Source organism: Microbacterium sp. Yaish 1 (assembly GCF_002245215.1).
Taxonomy (GTDB): domain Bacteria; phylum Actinomycetota; class Actinomycetes; order Actinomycetales; family Microbacteriaceae; genus Microbacterium.
The window spans coordinates 1,216,044-1,232,524 of the sequence record NZ_NPMR01000001.1 but is presented as its reverse complement, the minus strand read 5'-3'; the positions used below and the strand labels follow the sequence as shown (position 1 = coordinate 1,232,524).

The window sequence follows — 16,481 nt, the reverse complement described above, 5'->3', positions numbered from 1 at the left end:
CCCGCCGACGACCGAAAGGCTGCCGCATGCGCACGAAGCACGTCTTCCACGCCGTGGACTCCCACACCGAGGGGATGCCGACCCGTGTCATCGTCGGCGGTGTCGGCACTCTGCCCGGCGCCACGATGGAGGAGCGGCGGCAGCGCTTCATGGCCGAGAACGACGGGCTGCGACGGCTGCTCATGAACGAGCCGCGGGGTCACAGCGCGATGAGCGGTGCCATCCTGCAGCCGCCCACCCGGCCCGATGCCGACGTCGGCGTGCTCTACATCGAGGTGTCGGGCTGCCTGCCGATGTGCGGCCACGGCACGATCGGGGTCGCCACCGTGCTGGTGGAGACCGGCATGGTGCCCGTGGTCGAGCCGGTCACGACGATCCGGCTCGACACCCCCGCGGGTCTCGTCATCGCCGAGGTGGCGGTGTCGGACGGTCACGCCGAGCGGGTCACCATCCGCAACGTGCCCTCGTTCGCCGTCGGGCTCGGCCGCACGGTCGACGTCCCGGGGGTCGGTGCGGTGACCTATGACCTCGCGTTCGGCGGCAACTTCTACGCCATCGTGCGCCTCGACGACCTCGGACTGCCGTTCGACCGGTCGCGCAAGGACGACCTGCTGCGCGCTGGACTGGCGATCATGGCGGCGGTCGACGAGGCCGACGATCCCGTGCATCCGGTCGACCGCACCATCCGCGGCTGCCATCACGTCTATCTCGAAGCGCCCGGATCGACCGCGCGGCACTCGCGGCACGCGATGGCCATCCATCCCGGCTGGTTCGACCGGTCGCCCTGCGGCACCGGCACCAGCGCGCGCATGGCGCAGCTCCACGCCCGCGGCGAGCTTGCGCTGCACACCGACTTCGTCAACGAGTCGTACATCGGCACCGCCTTCACGGGTCGCCTCGTCGAGCAGACCGAGGTCGCCGGCATCCCCGCCGTGATCCCGACGATCACCGGCCGCGCGTGGGTCACCGGCACGGCGCAGTACATGCTCGACCCGAGCGACCCGTTCCCCGAGGGGTTCGTCCTGTGAGCCGGCCATCGGTCGGCGTCCCCGTCGTCTCGGCGGCCGACATCGAGCGCGCGATGACCCCCGCCGCGGCGGTCGAGGCGATCGATGCGGCGCTGCGATCGGGGCTCGACGTCGAGGCCGACCACGAACGGATCTTCGCGCCGCTGTCGGCGGGCGACTTCCTGCTGATGCCGTCGGAGTCACCGGATGCCGCCGGCATCAAGGTCGCCACGATCGCGCCCGGCAACACCCGGCTCGGGCTGCCGAAGATCAGCGCCTGGTACCTGCTGTTCGATCGCGAGACGCTCCAGCCCACGGCGATCGTCGACGGCACGCGGCTGACGACGCTGCGGACGCCCGCGGTCACCGCCGTCGCCGTCCGCGACCTGCTCGCCGCCGACCCGCGCGGGGCGCGACAGCGGATCGACCGTCTCGCGGTGCTGGGCTCGGGCCCCCAGGCGATCGAGCACGCGACGACGCTCGCGGCGATCCTGCCGGTCGGCGACGTGACGATCATCGCTCGGACGCCCGAACGGGTCGAGGATGCCGTCGCGACCCTTCGCGAGCGGGGCATCGACGCCCGGCCCGGGACGCTCGCCGATGCGCGGGACGCGGATGTCGTCGTCACCGCGACCTCCTCGAGCACGCCGGTCCTCGATCTGGGCGACATCGCGCCGAGCGCCGTCGTCGCCGCCGTCGGGGCGCACGGGCTCGATCACCGTGAGATCGGCGCCGACCTCGTGCGGGCCGCCGATGTCGTCGTCGAGGCCCGCGCCTCGGCCGTTCGCGAGAGCGGCAATCTCGCGGGTGCGGCACGCGACGGCGGGCCCCTCGCCGACCCCGCCAACCTCGTCGAGCTCGTCGCCGGCGGGGTCGCTCGCCGGCCCGGAGCGCCCGCCGTGTACACCGGCGTCGGCATGGCCTGGGAAGACCTCGCCGTCGTGCAGGGGATCATGGAGGTCATGCGGCGGGGGTCCGCATCGGAGGAGACGACATGAGCACGCCCGAGTTCCGCAACGTGGTCCGGCTCGACAAGCAGCCCAGCATCCGTTCGACCGTCACGCGCGCACTCCGCGCCGCCGTCATCAGCGGCGAGCTGCAGCCCGGCCGCGTCTACTCCGCGCCGAGCCTGGGCGAGCAGTTCGGCGTCTCTGCCACGCCCATCCGCGAGGCGATGCTCGACCTCGCCCGCGAGGGGCTCGTCGTCACGATTCCCAATCGCGGCTTCCAGATCACGGAGGTCTCCGAGCGCGACCTCCGCGAGGTCACCGAGCTGCGCCTGATGCTCGAGCCGCCCGCCGTCGAGCGCGCCACCCCGCTCATCCCGGCCTCGGCCCTGCCGGACCTCCGGCGCAAGGCGGCCGATATCGTCGCGGGCGCGCAGTCGGGCGATCTCGTCGAGTACCTCGCAGCCGACAGCGACTTCCACCTCGCGCTGCTGCAGTACGCGGGCAACGGCCGGCTCGTCGACCTCGTCGCGGGGCTGCGCTCGCAGACGCGACTGTTCGGACTGGCGAATCTGCACGAGCAGGGGCGCCTCGTCGCGTCGGCCCACGAGCACGACCTCATGCTCGATGCGATCGAGGCGGGCGACGCCGCGGGAGCGCGCGACCTCGTCCACCGTCACATCGAGCACGTGCTCACCGACTGGTCGGGAGAGGCCCCCGCGCGCTCGGATGCCGCGGACGGCGGTGTCGGCACGTGACGGATCGCCCCGGGCGCCCCGACGTCCTCGTCATCGGTGCGGGCATCGTCGGCGCGGCGGTCGCCCGAGCGGCGGCAGAGGCCGGGTTCTCGGTGACCGTCGTCGAGCGAGGCACGATCGCCGCCGGCACGACCAGCCGGTGCGAGGGCAACCTCCTCGTCTCCGACAAGGAGGTCGGGCCCGAGCTCGAACTCGCTCTCCACTCGCAGCGCATCTGGCGCGGCGAGCTCGCCGAGCACGCGTCGAGGTGGGAGTTCGAGGCCAAGGGCGGACTCGTCGTCGCGGCGAGCGAGGACGGCAAGACGGCCCTCGACGCGCTCGCCGAACACCAGCGCTCGCTCGGCATCCGTGCCGACGACGTCCCCGACATCGCGGCACTCCACGGCATCGAGCCCTACCTGAACCCCGCTATGGCGGGTGGCGTCTACTATCCCGACGACGCCCAGGTGCAGCCCGTCCTCGCCGCGCACCACCTGCTGCGGCTCGCCCGAGACCGCGGCGCCCGGCTGCTGACGGGCGTGACGGTCACCGGCATCCGCACCCGCGCCGGTCGGGCGATCGGCATCGACTCGAGCGCCGGCGCGATGGACGCGGGTGTCGTCATCAACTGCGCCGGGCCGTGGGCGGGCGAGATCGCCGCGCTCGCCGGGCTCGAGCTGCCCGTCCTCCCGCGGCGCGGCTTCGTGCTCGTGACCGAGCCCGTCCCCGTGACCGTGCGGCACAAGGTCTACGCCGCCGAGTACGTGCAGAACGTCGCGTCTTCGGATGCGGGTCTGCAGGTCTCGTCGGTCGTCGAGGGAACGCCGAGCGGCACGATCCTCATGGGCGCGAGCCGCGAGCGCGTCGGCTTCGACACGTCGTTCTCGGCCGAGGCCGTCGGGCGTGTCGCGCGCGCGGGCGCCGAGCTGTTCCCGGTGCTCGCCGACGTGCAGATCCTCCGCACGTACTCGGGTTTCCGGCCGTACTGTCCCGACCATCTGCCGGTCATCGGTCCGGACGCCCGGCTTCCGGGACTCTGGCATGCCGCGGGACACGAGGGCGCCGGCATCGGGCTCTCCGTCGGCACGGCGGCCCTCATCGTCCAGGCGCTCCGCGGTGAGACGACCGACCTGCCGCTCGACGCCTTCCGGCCCGAGCGCTTCGCGGAGCGGGTCGCGGCATGAGCGCGGAGATCATCAGCGGGGGCTCCTTCCGTTTCGACGGGGCGCCGGTGCCGTTCCGCCCCGGCCAGACCGTGGGCGGCGCGCTCGCGGCATCCGGCGTCGTGTCGTGGCGGACGACGCGGGGAAGCGGTGAGCCCCGCGGGCTCTTCTGCGGCATCGGCGTCTGCTACGACTGCTTGCTGAGCGTCGACGGACAGCGCTCGCAGCGGGCCTGCGTCACGCCCGCACGGAGCGGGCAGGACGTCCGCAGCGACGACCCGGATGCGCCGCTGCCCGGGCCCGCGCCGTCGTCAGCGGCGCCAGCCGAGGAGGCTGCGTCGTGAGTGTCGAGAACCCTGCCGATCTCGCCGTCGTCGGTGCCGGCCCCGCCGGTCTCTCGGCCGCCGTCACGGCCGCCGAGACGGGGCTGCGGGTCGTGCTCGTCGATGCGGGCACGCAGACGGGCGGCCAGTACTGGCGGCATCCCGACGAACGGCACCTCGATGCCTTCGCCGATCCCGAGCACACGGGGCACCATCACTGGGAGCACTATCGCGGGCTGCGCGATCGGCTCCGCCGCCAGGTCGAGACCGGAGGCGTCGTCCACCGCGCCGGCCGGCAGGTGTGGCGGATCGACCGCGAGGCAGGCGGCGGGTTCCTGATGCGGACGACCGCCGTGACCGGGATGGATGCCGCGGCGGCGGTCGATCGCGCGATCCGCGCCGAGCGCGTGGTGCTCGCGCCCGGAGCCTACGATCGGCAGCTGCCCGTGCCGGGCTGGACGCTGCCCGGCGTCATGGCCGCCGGCGGCGTGCAGGCGATGCTGAAGGCGAACCAGGTCGCGGCGGGCCGCCGCGCCGTCGTCGCGGGAACCGGGCCGTTCCTCCTCTCGGTGGCGGCGGGACTCGCGCGGGCGGGTGTCGAGGTCGTCGCTGTCTGCGAGGCGAACGCGCTGTCGCGCTGGGCCGCGACGCCGCTGCGCGCGCTGCAGGAGCCGGGCAAGCTCATCGAAGGCGTCGGCTATGCGACGACATTCGTCCGCGAACGGATCCCGCTGCGCACCCGCACGATCGTGACGTCGGTCGCGGGGGAGGGACGCGTGACCGGCGCGACGATCGCCCGGGTGGATGCCGCCGGGCGCGTGCGGCCGGGAACAGAGCGCGCCCTCGACGTCGACCTCGTCGCCTTCGGCTGGGGCTTCACGCCGCAGATCGAGCTCGTGGTCGGTGCCGGGGCGGAGACCCGCATCGACGTCGACGGATCGCTCGTCGCGGTCGTCGACGGCGACCAGCGCACGAGTGTTCCCGGTCTTTATGCCGCAGGCGAGGCGACCGGCATCGGAGGCGCGGTGCAGTCGTGCGCCGAGGGTGAGCTGGCGGCCCTCGCCGTGGCCGTCGACGCGGGTCTCGCGGTGCCGATGGCATCGGCCCGGCGTCTGCGGCGGCGGATCGCGCGCGGTCGGAGCTTCGCGGTCGGGATGCACCGGGCGAGCCCCGTGCCCGAGCAGTGGGCGACCTGGCTCCGCGACGACACCCTCGTCTGCCGGTGCGAGGAGGTGCCGGTCTCGGCCGTCCGCGACACGGTGACCGACCTCGCCGCCGACGACGCCCGGGATGTGCGCGTGACCGCGCGCCCCGGAATGGGGATGTGCCAGGGGCGCGTGTGCGGCTTCGCGCTCTCGTGCCTCGTCGAACGGGAGACGGGACGACCCCGGCGGGCCGCCGACGTCGAGCCCCTCGTCCGCCGGCCGATCGGCACGCCCCTCCGCGTCGCGGATCTCGCCGAGCTCGCCGACCGCCCTGACCCCGCAGACGCCCTTGACCCCGCAGAAGTCTCTGACCAAGCAGACGTCTCTGACCCCGCAGACCTCTCTCCCCGGAAGGAACGCTCATGACCACCGCCGCTTCCCCCGCCACCGCGACTCCCGTCGCCGACACCCCGATCGGCGAGGTCGACGCGTTCGTCGGGCTCGCCGCCGACGCGTCATCCGCCTGGCGAGCGGCGTCGATCGCCGTCCGAGGCGAGGCGCTGCGCGCGGTGGCCGAAGGGCTCGACGCGCGCGCCGACGACCTGGTGCTCCTCGCCGGCCGCGAGACGCACCTCGCCGAGGCGCGGCTGCGCGGCGAGCTGAAGCGCACGACGTTCCAGCTGCGCCTGTTCGCCGAGGTGCTCGCCGAGGGCTCCTGGCTCGATGCGCGCATCGATCACGCGGTCGCTGACTATCCGATGGGGGCGCCGCGCCCCGACATCCGCCGTCAGCTCGAGGGCATCGGCACGGTGCTCGTCTTCGCGGCGAGCAACTTCCCGTTCGCGTTCTCCGTCGCCGGCGGCGACACCGCCAGTGCGCTCGCGGCGGGGAACGCCGTCGTGCTCAAGGCCCACCCCGGGCACCCGCACCTGTCGCAGCTGACGGGCGAGATCGTCACCGCCGCCCTGACCGCCGCCGGCGCACCCTCGGGCATCTTCACGGTCATCCACGGGACGGATGCCGGGGTGCATGCGCTGCGGCATCCCGAGGTTCGTGCCGCCGCGTTCACCGGATCGATCGCCGGCGGCCGGGCGCTGTTCGACATCGCGATGTCGCGACCCGAGCCGATCCCGTTCTACGGCGAGCTCGGCAGCGTGAACCCCGCATTCGTCACGCGCGGTGCCGCGGCGGGCCGCAGCGCCGAGGTCGCCGAGCAGTTCGTCGCCTCGGTCACCGGCAGTGCGGGGCAGCTGTGCACGAAGCCCGGGCTGCTGCTCGTGCCCGCCGGATCGGGGGTCGTCGACGCGCTCGCCTCGATCGTGCTGCCGGGGCCCGCGCCGCTGCTCAACGATTCGATCGCCTCGGGCTTCCGCCGCGCGCTGGACGCCGCCGCCGGTCATGACGGGGTCGCCGTGCTGGCGGGGACGTCCTCGTCGGGCGACGACGCGCCGCCCGCACCCGCGCTGCTGCGGACGACCGCCGCAGCTGTGATCGCCGACCCCGACGCCCTCGTGTCGGAGATGTTCGGGCCGGCGGCCCTCGTCGCCGAGTACGACGACGATGCCCAGCTCGTTGCGGTCGCGAAGCTGCTCGAGGGTCAGTTGACTGCGACGATCGTCGCCGAGGAGGGGGACGCGGTGGCGGCCGAGCTGCTGCCGGTGCTCGCGACGAAGGCCGGCCGCGTGCTCTGGAACCAGTGGCCGACCGGTGTCTCCGTGACGTGGGCGCAGCAGCACGGCGGCCCGTACCCCGCCACGACAGCGGTCGGGACGACGTCGGTCGGAACCGCCGCGATCACCCGCTTCCTGCGGCCGGTCGCGTACCAGAACGTGCCCGACGCGCTGCTGCCCGCCGCCTTGCAGGAGGCCAACCCGCTCGGCATCCCCCGCCGCGTCGACGGCATCCTGCAGCTCTGACCCCGTCCCTTCCTCCCGTCGACTCGCCACGAACTGCGGATCCCGCACCCCTCGGACCCGCCTTTCGTGGCGACTCGACGGGATGGGTGGGGGCTCAGCGGGAGAAGAGGCGGGTGAGGAAGGTGCCGGTGCGGGGCGGGGAGTCGTGGCCGGCGCAGCGATCGCGTTGCGGGACCCCGCGCATGACCTGATCGACGTGCTGGCCGCATCCGGCCCACGTCGTCTTGCCGCACGTTCTGCAGGTGACCTGTCGGCACATGGTGCGTGTTCTCCGTTTCCGTCGGTGTCTCGTCGACGACGAGCTCAGGACCCGACTATACCCCCGGGGGTATTATGGATCGCATGAGGACGATCATCATCGGGGGAGTTGCTGCGGGCATGAGCGCCGCCACCCGGCTGCGCCGCCTGGACGAATCCCGCCGGATCACCGTGTACGAACGCGGCCCGCACGTCTCGTTCGCCACCTGCGGACTGCCGTACCACGTCGGAGGGGTGATCCCGGATCGGTCATCGCTCCTGGTGCAGACGCCGCAGGCGCTCGCGCGGCGGTTCGCGCTCGAGGTCCATGTGCGTCACGAGGTGACGGCGATCGACGCCGAGGCGCGGACGATCACGGTGCGCGATCTGCGGAGCGGTCTCGAGGCGGTCGAACGGTACGACGAGCTCGTGCTGGCCACCGGTGCGGCGGCGACACCCGGACCCGCAGCGGCTGGCGTGCCGACCCACACGCTTCGGACCATCGACGACGTCGATCGCGTCCTCGAGGTGCTGGACGCCGCCGGGCCCGCGCCCCGCACCGTGGTCGTCGGTGCCGGCTTCATCGGGCTCGAGGCGGTCGAGAACCTCCGCACCCGGGGTGCCCACGTGACCCTGGTGTCGAGGGGCCACCAGGTCCTGTCGCCGCTCGACCCCGAGATGGCCGCGCCGCTGACGCGGATCCTGCGCGAGGCCGGCGTCGACCTGCGGCTCGGCGCTACCGTCACCGGCGCCGAGGCCGGCAGGGTCATCCTCAGCGACGGCACCGTGCTCGAGGCCGACCTCGTCATCGAAGCGAGCGGGGTGCGGCCGGAGCGCGACCTCGCCGAGGCTGCCGGTGTCGCGATCGGGCGCGCCGGCGGCATCCGGGTCGACCGGCGCCACCGCACGTCCGTCGACGGCATCTGGGCCGTCGGCGACGGCGTCGAGAAGGTCGACCACGTCGACGGCGAGCCGGTCCTCGTGACGATGGCGGGTCTGGCGAACCGGCACGGGCGCGCCGCCGCGGATGACATCGCGGGAGCCGGGGTGGGAGCCGCATCCGGGGAGGGAGCCGGAGCCGTGACCCGCGAAGCTGCGCCAGCTCTGGGCACCGCGATCATCGGGCTGTTCGGGACCACCGTCGCGATCGTGGGCTGGAACGAGCGCCGCGTGCGCGCGGACGGTCGACCGCATCGCATCGTGCACACGCACCCCGCATCCCACGCCACCTACTATCCGGGTGCGGAGCCGCTGGCGATGAAGCTCATCGTCGACTCGGCGACCGACCTCATCCTCGGCGCGCAGATCGTCGGCGGGGCGGGGGTGGACAAGCGCATCGACGTGCTCGCGGTCGCGATGGCGGCAGGGCTCACCGCGAGTGCGCTGTCGCAGCTCGAGCTCGCCTATGCCCCGGCCTACGGCTCGGCGAAGGACCCGGTGAACATGCTCGGCTACGTCGCGGAGAACATCGCTGACGGCATCACCCGGACGCTGCAGTGGCACGAGCTGGATGCCGCGCTGCGTGACGGGGCGACGCTCGTCGACGTCCGGAGCCCGGCCGAGCACACGGCCGGCTCGATCCCCGGTGCCGTGAACATCCCGCTCGACGAGCTGCGACAGCGAGAGGGCGAGCTCCCGGGCGGGCCCGTTGTCGTCCACTGCATGGTCGGCCAGCGCGGCCACACCGCGGCGCGGCTGCTCGCGCAGCGGGGCCACGACGTGCGCAACCTCGATGGCGGATACCGTACGTGGGTGGCGGGAACTTCGACGACCCGGGGAGCGACGACATGACCGATGAGAACCGTGCACTTCACGACCCGCGGGCGGTGCGCAAGGTCGCCAACCGGCTCAAGCGTGCGCAGGGGCAGCTCGCCGCGGTGATCGCCGCGGTCGAGGGCGGCGGAGACTGCCGCGATGTCGTGACGCAGCTCGCGGCGGTCAGCAGCGCCATCGACCGTGCGGGATTCGCCATCATCGCGACCGCGATGCGCGAGTGCATCACCGACGCGGACGCGGACGCGGAGGTCGCGGCATCCGCTCCCGAGGCGGACGCGGACAGGGACGGGGAGGCCGCCTCCTCCGCTCCTCCCGGCCGCCTCACGGTCGCCGAGCTCGAGAAGCTCTTCCTGACGCTCGCCTGACCCCGCCCCGCCAACCCGTCGACTCGCCACGAACTGCGGATGCCGGCACCCCCGGACCCGCGCTTTCTGGCGAGTCGACGGGCAGGTCACCTCAGATGCTGGGTGCCGACGGCGGCGCGGGTGGCGCTGAGGGCGGCGTCGAGGTCGGGGTAGCGCAGCTGGGCGACCCGGATGAAGACGAAGTCGGCGACCGCGAGCTGCGCCATCCGGCTCGCGAGCGCGGCGGCGCGCAGGGTCGCCTCGCGGGCCGGGGTGCGCAAGGTGGCGGATGCCGCGGCGGCGAGGGGCGACGCGGTGTCGTTCGTGATCGCGACCGTGAACGCTCCCGCGCCGGAGGCGATCTCGACCGCTCGCAGCACATCGATCGTGCCGCCGCTGAACGAGAACGCGATCGCGGTGGTGCGCGCGTCGGCGAGGGCCGCGTGCACAAGCTGAACGTGCGTGTCGTGCGAGCTCAGGCACATGATGCCGATGCGCTGCAGCTTCTGCGCGAGGTCGGCCGCGGCGAGGCCCGACGCGCCGACGCCGAAGGTGACGACCCGCTCGCTGTCGGCGATCGCCCGGGCGATGCGCTCGAGGGCCTCGAGATCGAGCATCCGACCGGTCTGCTCGATCGTTCGCGCCTCGTGGAACGCGACTTTCGCGACCATCTCGGCGGGGGAGTCGGAGGGGTTGAGCTCGCCCTCAGCGATGTTCGAGCGCTCGAGCTCGATCGCTCGCCGTGAGACCTCCTGGGCGAGCTCGACGCGGAACGAGGGGTACCCCGCGAATCCGAGGCTCTTCGCGAAGCGGACGACCGACGCCTGCGAGACCGACGCTCGCTCGGCGAGGCTGGTGACCGTCGCGGTCACCGCGAAAGGCGGATCGTCGAGCACCGCGCGAGCCACCTGCACCTCAGCCGGGCGCAGACGGGGGATGATCGCGCGGGTCGCTTCGAGGACGTCGCCGTCCATGTGCCTCCTCGGGAAGTCGGTTCAGTCTTCCACAGATCTTGACAAAAGATGCCGCCAAGAGCACTCTGTGTGAAACAAAGTGCCACGCACGCATCGACGTGTGCTGCATCCCGACGAGGAGCACCCGTGACCACCCCGCACCCGACCCCCGCCACCGAGACGCCCAATCCGCTGACGGGCGACCTCGACGCGATGACCGTCGACGAGATCCTCCGCGTCATGAACGACGAGGATGCCGGCGTGGCCGGGGCCGTCGCGGTCGCGATCCCGGCGATCGCGAGAGCCGTCGACCTCGCCGTCACCGCCCTGTCGTCCGGAGGACGTCTCGTCTACCAGGGGGCGGGGACGAGCGGCCGTCTCGGCGTCCTCGACGCGGCCGAGTGCCCGCCCACATTCGGCACCGACCCCGCCCAGGTGGTCGGCCTGCTCGCGGGCGGTCACGAGGCGATGTTCCGTGCGATCGAGGGTGCGGAGGACTCCCGCGAGCTCGGTGCCGACGACCTGACCGGCATCGGGCTCACCGAGCGCGACGTCGTCGTGGGCATCGCGGCATCCGGTCGCACCCCCTACGTCCTCGGCGGCCTCGACCGAGCCCGCAGTGTCGGCGTGGCGACCGTGGCGATCTCGTGCAGTCCGAACGCCGAGATCAGCGCCCACGCCGACGTCGCGATCGAGATCGACAACGGTCCCGAGGTGCTCACCGGCTCGACCCGGCTCAAGGCCGGCACGAGCCAGAAGCTCGTCCTCAACATGATCTCGACGGCGACGATGGTGCGTCTCGGCAAGGTCTACGGCAACCTCATGGTCGACGTCCGGCCGAGCAACGAGAAGCTCGTGGCCCGTGCCGTCCGCATCGTCCAGGCCGCGACCGAGTGCGACGCCGCGACTGCGCGCCGCGCGCTCGACGAGGCCGACGGCCATGCCAAGACGGCGATCGTCGCGATCCTCTGCGACGTCGACGCGGCCACCGCCCGCGAACGGCTCAGTGCGGGCGCGGGCTTCGTCCGCGAAGCCGTGCGCGACCGCGCCTGACCCGCCGGCGCCCGCCCGCGCCCGTCGCACCACCACCACCAGCACCACCACCAGCACCAGCACCAGCACCAGCACCAGCATCCGACACCCGAACCCCGTCCGCCGGAAGGAATCACCGTGGATTACCCCGAACTCAGCGAGGAGATCCTGCCGCTCGTCGGCGGCTCGCAGAACATCGCCTCGTACACGAACTGCATGACGCGGCTGCGACTGAACCTGCATGACCCGTCGAAGGCGGATGTCGCGGCGCTGCGGCGCCTGACCGGTGTGATGGGCGTCGTCGACGGCCCGCAGCTGCAGGTTGTCGTCGGTCCCGGTCACGCGCAGCGCCTGCGCGACGCCTTCGCCGAGATCGTCGACGCTCCGGCCGAGGCTCCGGTCGACGACCCCGAGGACGAGGTCGCCGACATCGCGGCGGCCGCGGCGGGGAGCCGCGCGGCGGGCGCCCGGGCATCCGGCGGCGGCGAGCCCGTCGACGCGGCGACCGACCTGCGCACGCTGCAGCAGCAGCACACGCAGAAGGTGAAGTCGCGGCACACCTCGCGCGTGCACGGGCTGTTCCGTCACATCGCGAACATCTTCGTGCCCATCATCCCCGGATTCATCGCCTGTGGACTCGTCGTGGCGATCGGCAACATCTGGAAGCTCATCGACCCGAGCGTCACCGCCAACCCGTGGTTCCTGGTGTTCGCCGCCCTCGGCACGATCGTCGTCACCTCGCTCAACCTCATCGTGGGGCTGAACACGGCGAAGGAGTTCGGCGGCACCCCCGTGCTCGGACTCATCGCCGGCGCCATCTCGTACCTGCCGGCGCTCGCCGGCATCGCCGCGACGACGGCCGCCGACGGCACGGTCACGCCGGCTCAGCCGCTCGTCCTTCCGCTCTTCGGCGAGCTCAAGCCCGCGCTCGGCGGCATCATCGGCGTCATGGTCACGGCGTGGCTGTTCACGGTCATCGAGAAGTGGATCCGCAAGCGCGTTCCCGCCTGGGCGGACCTCTTCGTCGTGCCGGTCGTGACGCTCCTCATCGGTGCGGTCATCTGCATCTTCGTGATCATGCCGATCTCGGGTCTGCTCATGCAGGGCATCAACTGGCTGCTCATCGACTTCGCCCTCGAGCGGGGCGGCGTCGTCGGCGGATACCTGCTGTCGTCGCTGTTCCTGCCCCTCGTCATGCTCGGCATCCACCAGGGTCTGACGCCGATCCACGCGCAGCTCATCACCGACCACGGCTTCACGGAGCTGCTGCCGGTTCTGGCGATGGCCGGGGCGGGCGAGGTCGGCATGGCGATCGCGATCTTCCTCAAGACCAAGAGCACCCGGCTGAAGAACATCATCCGCGCCGCCCTGCCGATCGGCGTGCTCGGAGTGGGAGAACCCCTCATCTACGGCGTCTCGCTCCCGCTGTTCTACCCCCTCATCACGGCCTGCCTCGGCGGCGGCTTCGGCGGCGCGTTCGTCGCCTTCGGCATCCAGGCCAGTGGCGGGTTCGGCGCCGGTGCCCTCGGGCTCTCGGGCGTGCTCATGACCGCCGTCATCACGAATGGCGCGTGGCTCTGGTACGTCGGCGGCCTGGTGATCTCGTACATCATGGGCTTCGTGCTGACCTGGTTCTTCGGGTTCAAGGAGCACATGGTCGAGCGGCTCGGTTGAGGCGGGAGCTCCGATGCTGTTCTCGATCTACCCCACGGATGCCGCCGAGACGCGGCGGGCCGTCATCGATCAGGTGCTCGCGACGGCGCCGTCGTCGTCGGCGTCGCCGGGTGCGTCCGGCGCCTCCGGCGACGAGCGGATGCTGTTCACCTCGCTGCACATGGTCGACACCGGTGAGCTCGCCGCGTTCGGCGGCGTGCTGCGCGCGGCGCACGACGACGACGGACTGACCTTCTGCGCCGATGTCTCCCCGGTCGCCCTCGAGCACGTCGTGGCCGGCGATGAGGGGTGGGGCTGGCTCGCGCGTCGCGGCATCACGATGCTGCGACTCGACTACGGCTTCGACGCCGACGAGATCGGCCGGATCGCCGAGGCCTCGGGATGCCGCATCGCCGTCAACGCGAGCACGGTCGACGCGGCGTTCCTCGACGAGCTGGCGGGGCTGCCCGTCGTGGGCTGGCACAACTTCTACCCGCGCCCCGAGACCGGACTGACGGCGTCGTTCCTGGTGGCGCAGTCGCGGCTGTTCCTCGATCGGGGGATGCCGGTGTTCGCGTTCATCCCCGGCGAGCGCGAGCTGCGTGCGCCGCTGCATCTCGGCCTGCCGACGCTCGAGGAGCAGCGGCACCGCAACGCCTGGCGCTCGTACCTGCAGCTGCGGCGGCTCGTTCCCGAGGCGGTCGTCGTCTGCGCCGAGGGCGCGGTGGCCGACGATCACGCGGCCTGGATCGCCGAGTTCGAGGCGACGGGCACGGTGACGCTGCCGGTCGTGGGGCTGGATGCCGCGGCATCCGTGCTCCTCGACCGGCCCTGGCGCCTCCGGGTCGAGGAGGCGGCGGCATCCTTCCGGTTGGAGGAGACGCGTGGCGGCATCCGTCCCTCGCGTATCCGCAACGCCGACGCGCGCGAGCGCGGCAGCCTGCAGGTCGACCTCGACGCCTACGGGCGGTACCGGGGCGAGGTGCACCTCATGCGCGTCGATCGTCCGCTCGACGCGGGCCAGGCTCGCATCGGCGAGGTCGCGGCGCCCTACCGCGGCATCATCGACGACCTGCGCCCCGGCCAGCTCCTCCGCCCGATCCCCCTCCCCACCTGACCCCCCGCCCCCTGCCCCCCGCCCCCTGCCCCCTGCCCCCCTCCCCGTCGAGTCGCCACGAACTGCGGATGCGGTCGGCCCCGGACCCGCCGTTTCTGGCGACTCGACGGGGATGGAGGGGGGGAACGGGGCTTACGCTCGGGGGCGTGTGGGATGCGGATGCGGGAGAGGGGGAGCGGCTCGACGGCGGCAATGCGAGCGGGGATGTGGTGCGCATCGGCGACACCGTCCGCAAGGCATGGGCGGCATCGACGCCCAGCGTCATCGCGTTCGTCGAGGCGCTCCGGGCGCGGGGGATCGACGCTCCCGAGCCGCGCGGACGCGACGACGCCGACCGGCAGGTGATCGAGTTCGTCGACGGGACGCTCGCGATCGACGCGGGCCCGATGGGCCTCGACCAGATGCGACGTGTCGGAGCCCTCGTCCGCGGCATCCATGACGCGGCGGCGGCGTTCGTCGCCCCCGCCGATGCGATCTGGGAGACGGCGATCCCCGCTCCGGGCGACGAGCTGGTGTGTCACAACGACCTCGCGCCCTGGAACCTGGTCGTGGGGGAGCGCTGGGTCTTCATCGACTGGGATGCCGCGGCCCCGAGCACGCGGCTGTGGGACCTCGCTTACGCGGCGCAGACGTTCGCCCTCGGCGACCCCGCGGAGGACCCGGCGGTGGCCGCCGATCGCCTGCGCTCCTTCGTCGACGGCTACGGCGCATCGGCCGCGCTGCGCGCGGAGCTGCCCCGCGCGATGAGCGACCGGGTCGACGCGATGCTCACGCTCCTCGAGGCCTCGCACCGATCGGGCCGTCAACCGTGGGCGACGATGTTCGTCGAGGGCCACGGCGCCCACTGGGCCTCCGTCCGCGACTACGTCGACCGCCACCGCCCCCTCTGGTCCCAGGCCCTGACCCCCTGACCCCGTCCTCCTCCGTCGACTCGCCAGGAACGGTGGGTCCGGGGAGCGCCGCATCCGCACATCGTGGCGAGTCGACGGATGCCGCACGGGGCTGGGGCTGGGGCGATTACTGGTACGTAGCAGTAATACGTAGTATCAATTGCGAGAGGCCGTCGTCGACGAACGTCGGTAGAGTCACATGCCAGGAAAGGCAGTCATGGGGAAACGGCCCACCAGCCGCGACGTCGCAGCCCGTGCCGGCGTGTCGCAGTCGACCGTCTCGCAGGTCTTCACGGGGCGCGCCGGCATCTCGGCGGCCACCCGCGAGCGGGTGCTGGAGGCAGCGCGCGAGATCGACTACCGGCCGAACCTCGCCGCCCGCTCGATGCGCACGACGCGGACGGGCCGCCTGGCTGCCGTCCTCCCGATCACCGCGTTCCACTCGGCTCCGCTCATCGCCGGCACGATCGAGCGCGCGCGGGCCGCGGGGTACGACGTCGAGGTGCAGAGCATCCCCAACGCCCCGGATCAGCGTCGTCCGCGACTGCTGGAGATGATCGACTCCCGCCAGTTCGAGGGCATCCTGTGTTACGCGCCCGTTCCGGGCGACGATCTCGTGCGGGTCGACCCCAACGTCCCGGTTCTGACGCTCGCGGAGTTCGACGACGACATGCGGGTCTCGGGCGAGATGCTCGACGTGCACCCGCTCGAGAGCATGGTCGAGCGGCTCGCAGAGCTCGGGCACCGCCGGTTCCTGCACATCACGGGTGCGCGGAGCTATCCCTCAGCGGATGCGCGCCGCCGGGCGTATGAGGCGACCGTCGCTCGCCTGGGCGTGCAGTCCGTCGGCGTCGTCGAGGGGGACTGGAGCGCGCAGTCCGGCCTGGACGCGATCCGCTCGCTCGACGAGGGCTCGCTCCCGCTCGCCGTCATCGCCGCCAACGACTTCATCGCCACCGGCGTCATCCGTGGAGCGCTCGAGCGCGGCTGGACGGTGCCGGGAGATGTGAGCGTGACGGGGTGGGACGACTCGCCCACGAGTGCATTCCAGACGCCTTCTCTCACGAGTGTGTCGATGGACTACGTCGAGCTCGGCCGCCGCACCGCCGACCGGCTCATCGCGCTCATGCGGGGCGAGCAGCCGCCGTCCGCCACCGGTCCGCTCCAGCACGTGATCTGGCGCGAGTCGACCGCGGCCCCGTCCTCCTGACGTCGACTCGGCAGGTTATGCGGGTCGCGGG

15 protein-coding genes are annotated in these 16,481 nt (G+C 72.5%); 14 read left to right on the top strand and 1 reads right to left on the bottom strand.

Annotated features, from left to right (window positions below; genetic code table 11):
• Positions 1 to 26: 26 nt before the first annotated feature.
• From CI089_RS05825 to CI089_RS05780, 9 genes are all read left to right on the top strand, one after another.
• The gene (locus CI089_RS05825) at positions 27 to 1,028 is read left to right on the top strand and encodes a proline racemase family protein (RefSeq protein WP_094260651.1); all 1,002 of its coding nucleotides are present in this window, start codon (positions 27 to 29) and stop codon (positions 1,026 to 1,028) included.
• Positions 1,025 to 2,005: an ornithine cyclodeaminase family protein gene (locus CI089_RS05820; protein ID WP_218823017.1), complete on the top strand. Its 981-nt coding sequence runs from the start codon at positions 1,025 to 1,027 to the stop codon at positions 2,003 to 2,005. Before CI089_RS05825 ends, CI089_RS05820 begins: the two co-directional genes overlap by 4 nt.
• A complete protein-coding gene (locus CI089_RS05815; RefSeq protein ID WP_094260650.1) occupies positions 2,002 to 2,712 on the top strand; it encodes a GntR family transcriptional regulator in 711 nt (236 codons plus the stop codon). The genes CI089_RS05820 and CI089_RS05815 overlap by 4 nt, the downstream gene beginning before the upstream one ends.
• Complete coding sequence (locus tag CI089_RS05810) at positions 2,709 to 3,875, top strand: NAD(P)/FAD-dependent oxidoreductase (RefSeq protein ID WP_094260649.1); 1,167 nt, start codon at positions 2,709 to 2,711, stop codon at positions 3,873 to 3,875. Before CI089_RS05815 ends, CI089_RS05810 begins: the two co-directional genes overlap by 4 nt.
• Positions 3,872 to 4,198, top strand: coding sequence for a (2Fe-2S)-binding protein (locus CI089_RS05805; RefSeq protein WP_094260648.1), 327 nt, complete (start codon positions 3,872 to 3,874; stop codon positions 4,196 to 4,198). Before CI089_RS05810 ends, CI089_RS05805 begins: the two co-directional genes overlap by 4 nt.
• Positions 4,195 to 5,748, top strand: a complete 1,554-nt coding sequence (locus CI089_RS05800) for an FAD-dependent oxidoreductase (RefSeq protein WP_094260647.1) — start codon at positions 4,195 to 4,197, stop codon at positions 5,746 to 5,748. The genes CI089_RS05805 and CI089_RS05800 overlap by 4 nt, the downstream gene beginning before the upstream one ends.
• On the top strand, positions 5,745 to 7,238 hold the full coding sequence (locus CI089_RS05795) for an aldehyde dehydrogenase (NADP(+)) (RefSeq protein ID WP_094260646.1): 1,494 nt from the start codon (positions 5,745 to 5,747) through the stop codon (positions 7,236 to 7,238). Before CI089_RS05800 ends, CI089_RS05795 begins: the two co-directional genes overlap by 4 nt.
• 342 nt (positions 7,239 to 7,580) lie before the next feature.
• Complete coding sequence (locus tag CI089_RS05785; protein ID WP_094261259.1) at positions 7,581 to 9,266, top strand: FAD-dependent oxidoreductase; 1,686 nt, start codon at positions 7,581 to 7,583, stop codon at positions 9,264 to 9,266.
• Positions 9,263 to 9,616: a metal-sensitive transcriptional regulator gene (locus CI089_RS05780; protein ID WP_094261258.1), complete on the top strand. Its 354-nt coding sequence runs from the start codon at positions 9,263 to 9,265 to the stop codon at positions 9,614 to 9,616. Before CI089_RS05785 ends, CI089_RS05780 begins: the two co-directional genes overlap by 4 nt.
• 86 nt (positions 9,617 to 9,702) lie before the next feature.
• On the opposite strand, the gene CI089_RS05775 is transcribed toward CI089_RS05780, so the two are convergent.
• Positions 9,703 to 10,569 carry a MurR/RpiR family transcriptional regulator gene (locus CI089_RS05775; protein ID WP_094260644.1) on the bottom strand — a complete coding sequence of 289 codons (867 nt, stop codon included), beginning with the start codon at positions 10,567 to 10,569 and terminating at the stop codon, positions 9,703 to 9,705.
• 126 nt (positions 10,570 to 10,695) lie between these two features.
• On the opposite strand from CI089_RS05775, the gene murQ reads away from it, so the two are divergent.
• The 5 genes from murQ to CI089_RS05750 all read left to right on the top strand — a co-directional run bounded on the left by murQ (position 10,696) and on the right by CI089_RS05750 (position 16,450).
• The gene (gene murQ, locus CI089_RS05770) at positions 10,696 to 11,601 is read left to right on the top strand and encodes an N-acetylmuramic acid 6-phosphate etherase (protein WP_218823016.1); all 906 of its coding nucleotides are present in this window, start codon (positions 10,696 to 10,698) and stop codon (positions 11,599 to 11,601) included.
• Positions 11,602 to 11,718: 117 nt separating this feature from the next.
• Complete coding sequence (locus CI089_RS05765) at positions 11,719 to 13,254, top strand: PTS transporter subunit EIIC (RefSeq protein WP_094260642.1); 1,536 nt, start codon at positions 11,719 to 11,721, stop codon at positions 13,252 to 13,254.
• 13 nt (positions 13,255 to 13,267) lie between these two features.
• Positions 13,268 to 14,350: a MupG family TIM beta-alpha barrel fold protein gene (locus tag CI089_RS05760; protein WP_094260641.1), complete on the top strand. Its 1,083-nt coding sequence runs from the start codon at positions 13,268 to 13,270 to the stop codon at positions 14,348 to 14,350.
• Between the two features lie 146 nt (positions 14,351 to 14,496).
• Positions 14,497 to 15,261, top strand: coding sequence for a phosphotransferase (locus tag CI089_RS05755; RefSeq protein WP_256977541.1), 765 nt, complete (start codon positions 14,497 to 14,499; stop codon positions 15,259 to 15,261).
• A 196-nt stretch (positions 15,262 to 15,457) separates the two neighbouring features.
• Positions 15,458 to 16,450, top strand: a complete 993-nt coding sequence (locus CI089_RS05750; RefSeq protein WP_094260639.1) for a LacI family DNA-binding transcriptional regulator — start codon at positions 15,458 to 15,460, stop codon at positions 16,448 to 16,450.
• The last annotated feature ends 31 nt before the right edge of the window (positions 16,451 to 16,481 follow it).

What these genes read in the sequence shown, in the direction of transcription:
- CI089_RS05825 (WP_094260651.1), top strand. Translation starts at nt 27, where the DNA reads ATGCGCACGAAGCACGTCTTCCACGCCGTGGACTCCCACACCGAGGGG.
- CI089_RS05815 (WP_094260650.1), top strand. Translation starts at nt 2,002, where the DNA reads ATGAGCACGCCCGAGTTCCGCAACGTGGTCCGGCTCGACAAGCAGCCC.
- CI089_RS05805 (WP_094260648.1), top strand. Translation starts at nt 3,872, where the DNA reads ATGAGCGCGGAGATCATCAGCGGGGGCTCCTTCCGTTTCGACGGGGCG.
- CI089_RS05795 (WP_094260646.1), top strand. Translation starts at nt 5,745, where the DNA reads ATGACCACCGCCGCTTCCCCCGCCACCGCGACTCCCGTCGCCGACACC.
- CI089_RS05785 (WP_094261259.1), top strand. Translation starts at nt 7,581, where the DNA reads ATGAGGACGATCATCATCGGGGGAGTTGCTGCGGGCATGAGCGCCGCC.
- CI089_RS05780 (WP_094261258.1), top strand. Translation starts at nt 9,263, where the DNA reads ATGACCGATGAGAACCGTGCACTTCACGACCCGCGGGCGGTGCGCAAG.
- CI089_RS05775 (WP_094260644.1), bottom strand. Translation starts at nt 10,569, where the DNA reads ATGGACGGCGACGTCCTCGAAGCGACCCGCGCGATCATCCCCCGTCTG.
- CI089_RS05760 (WP_094260641.1), top strand. Translation starts at nt 13,268, where the DNA reads ATGCTGTTCTCGATCTACCCCACGGATGCCGCCGAGACGCGGCGGGCC.
- CI089_RS05750 (WP_094260639.1), top strand. Translation starts at nt 15,458, where the DNA reads ATGGGGAAACGGCCCACCAGCCGCGACGTCGCAGCCCGTGCCGGCGTG.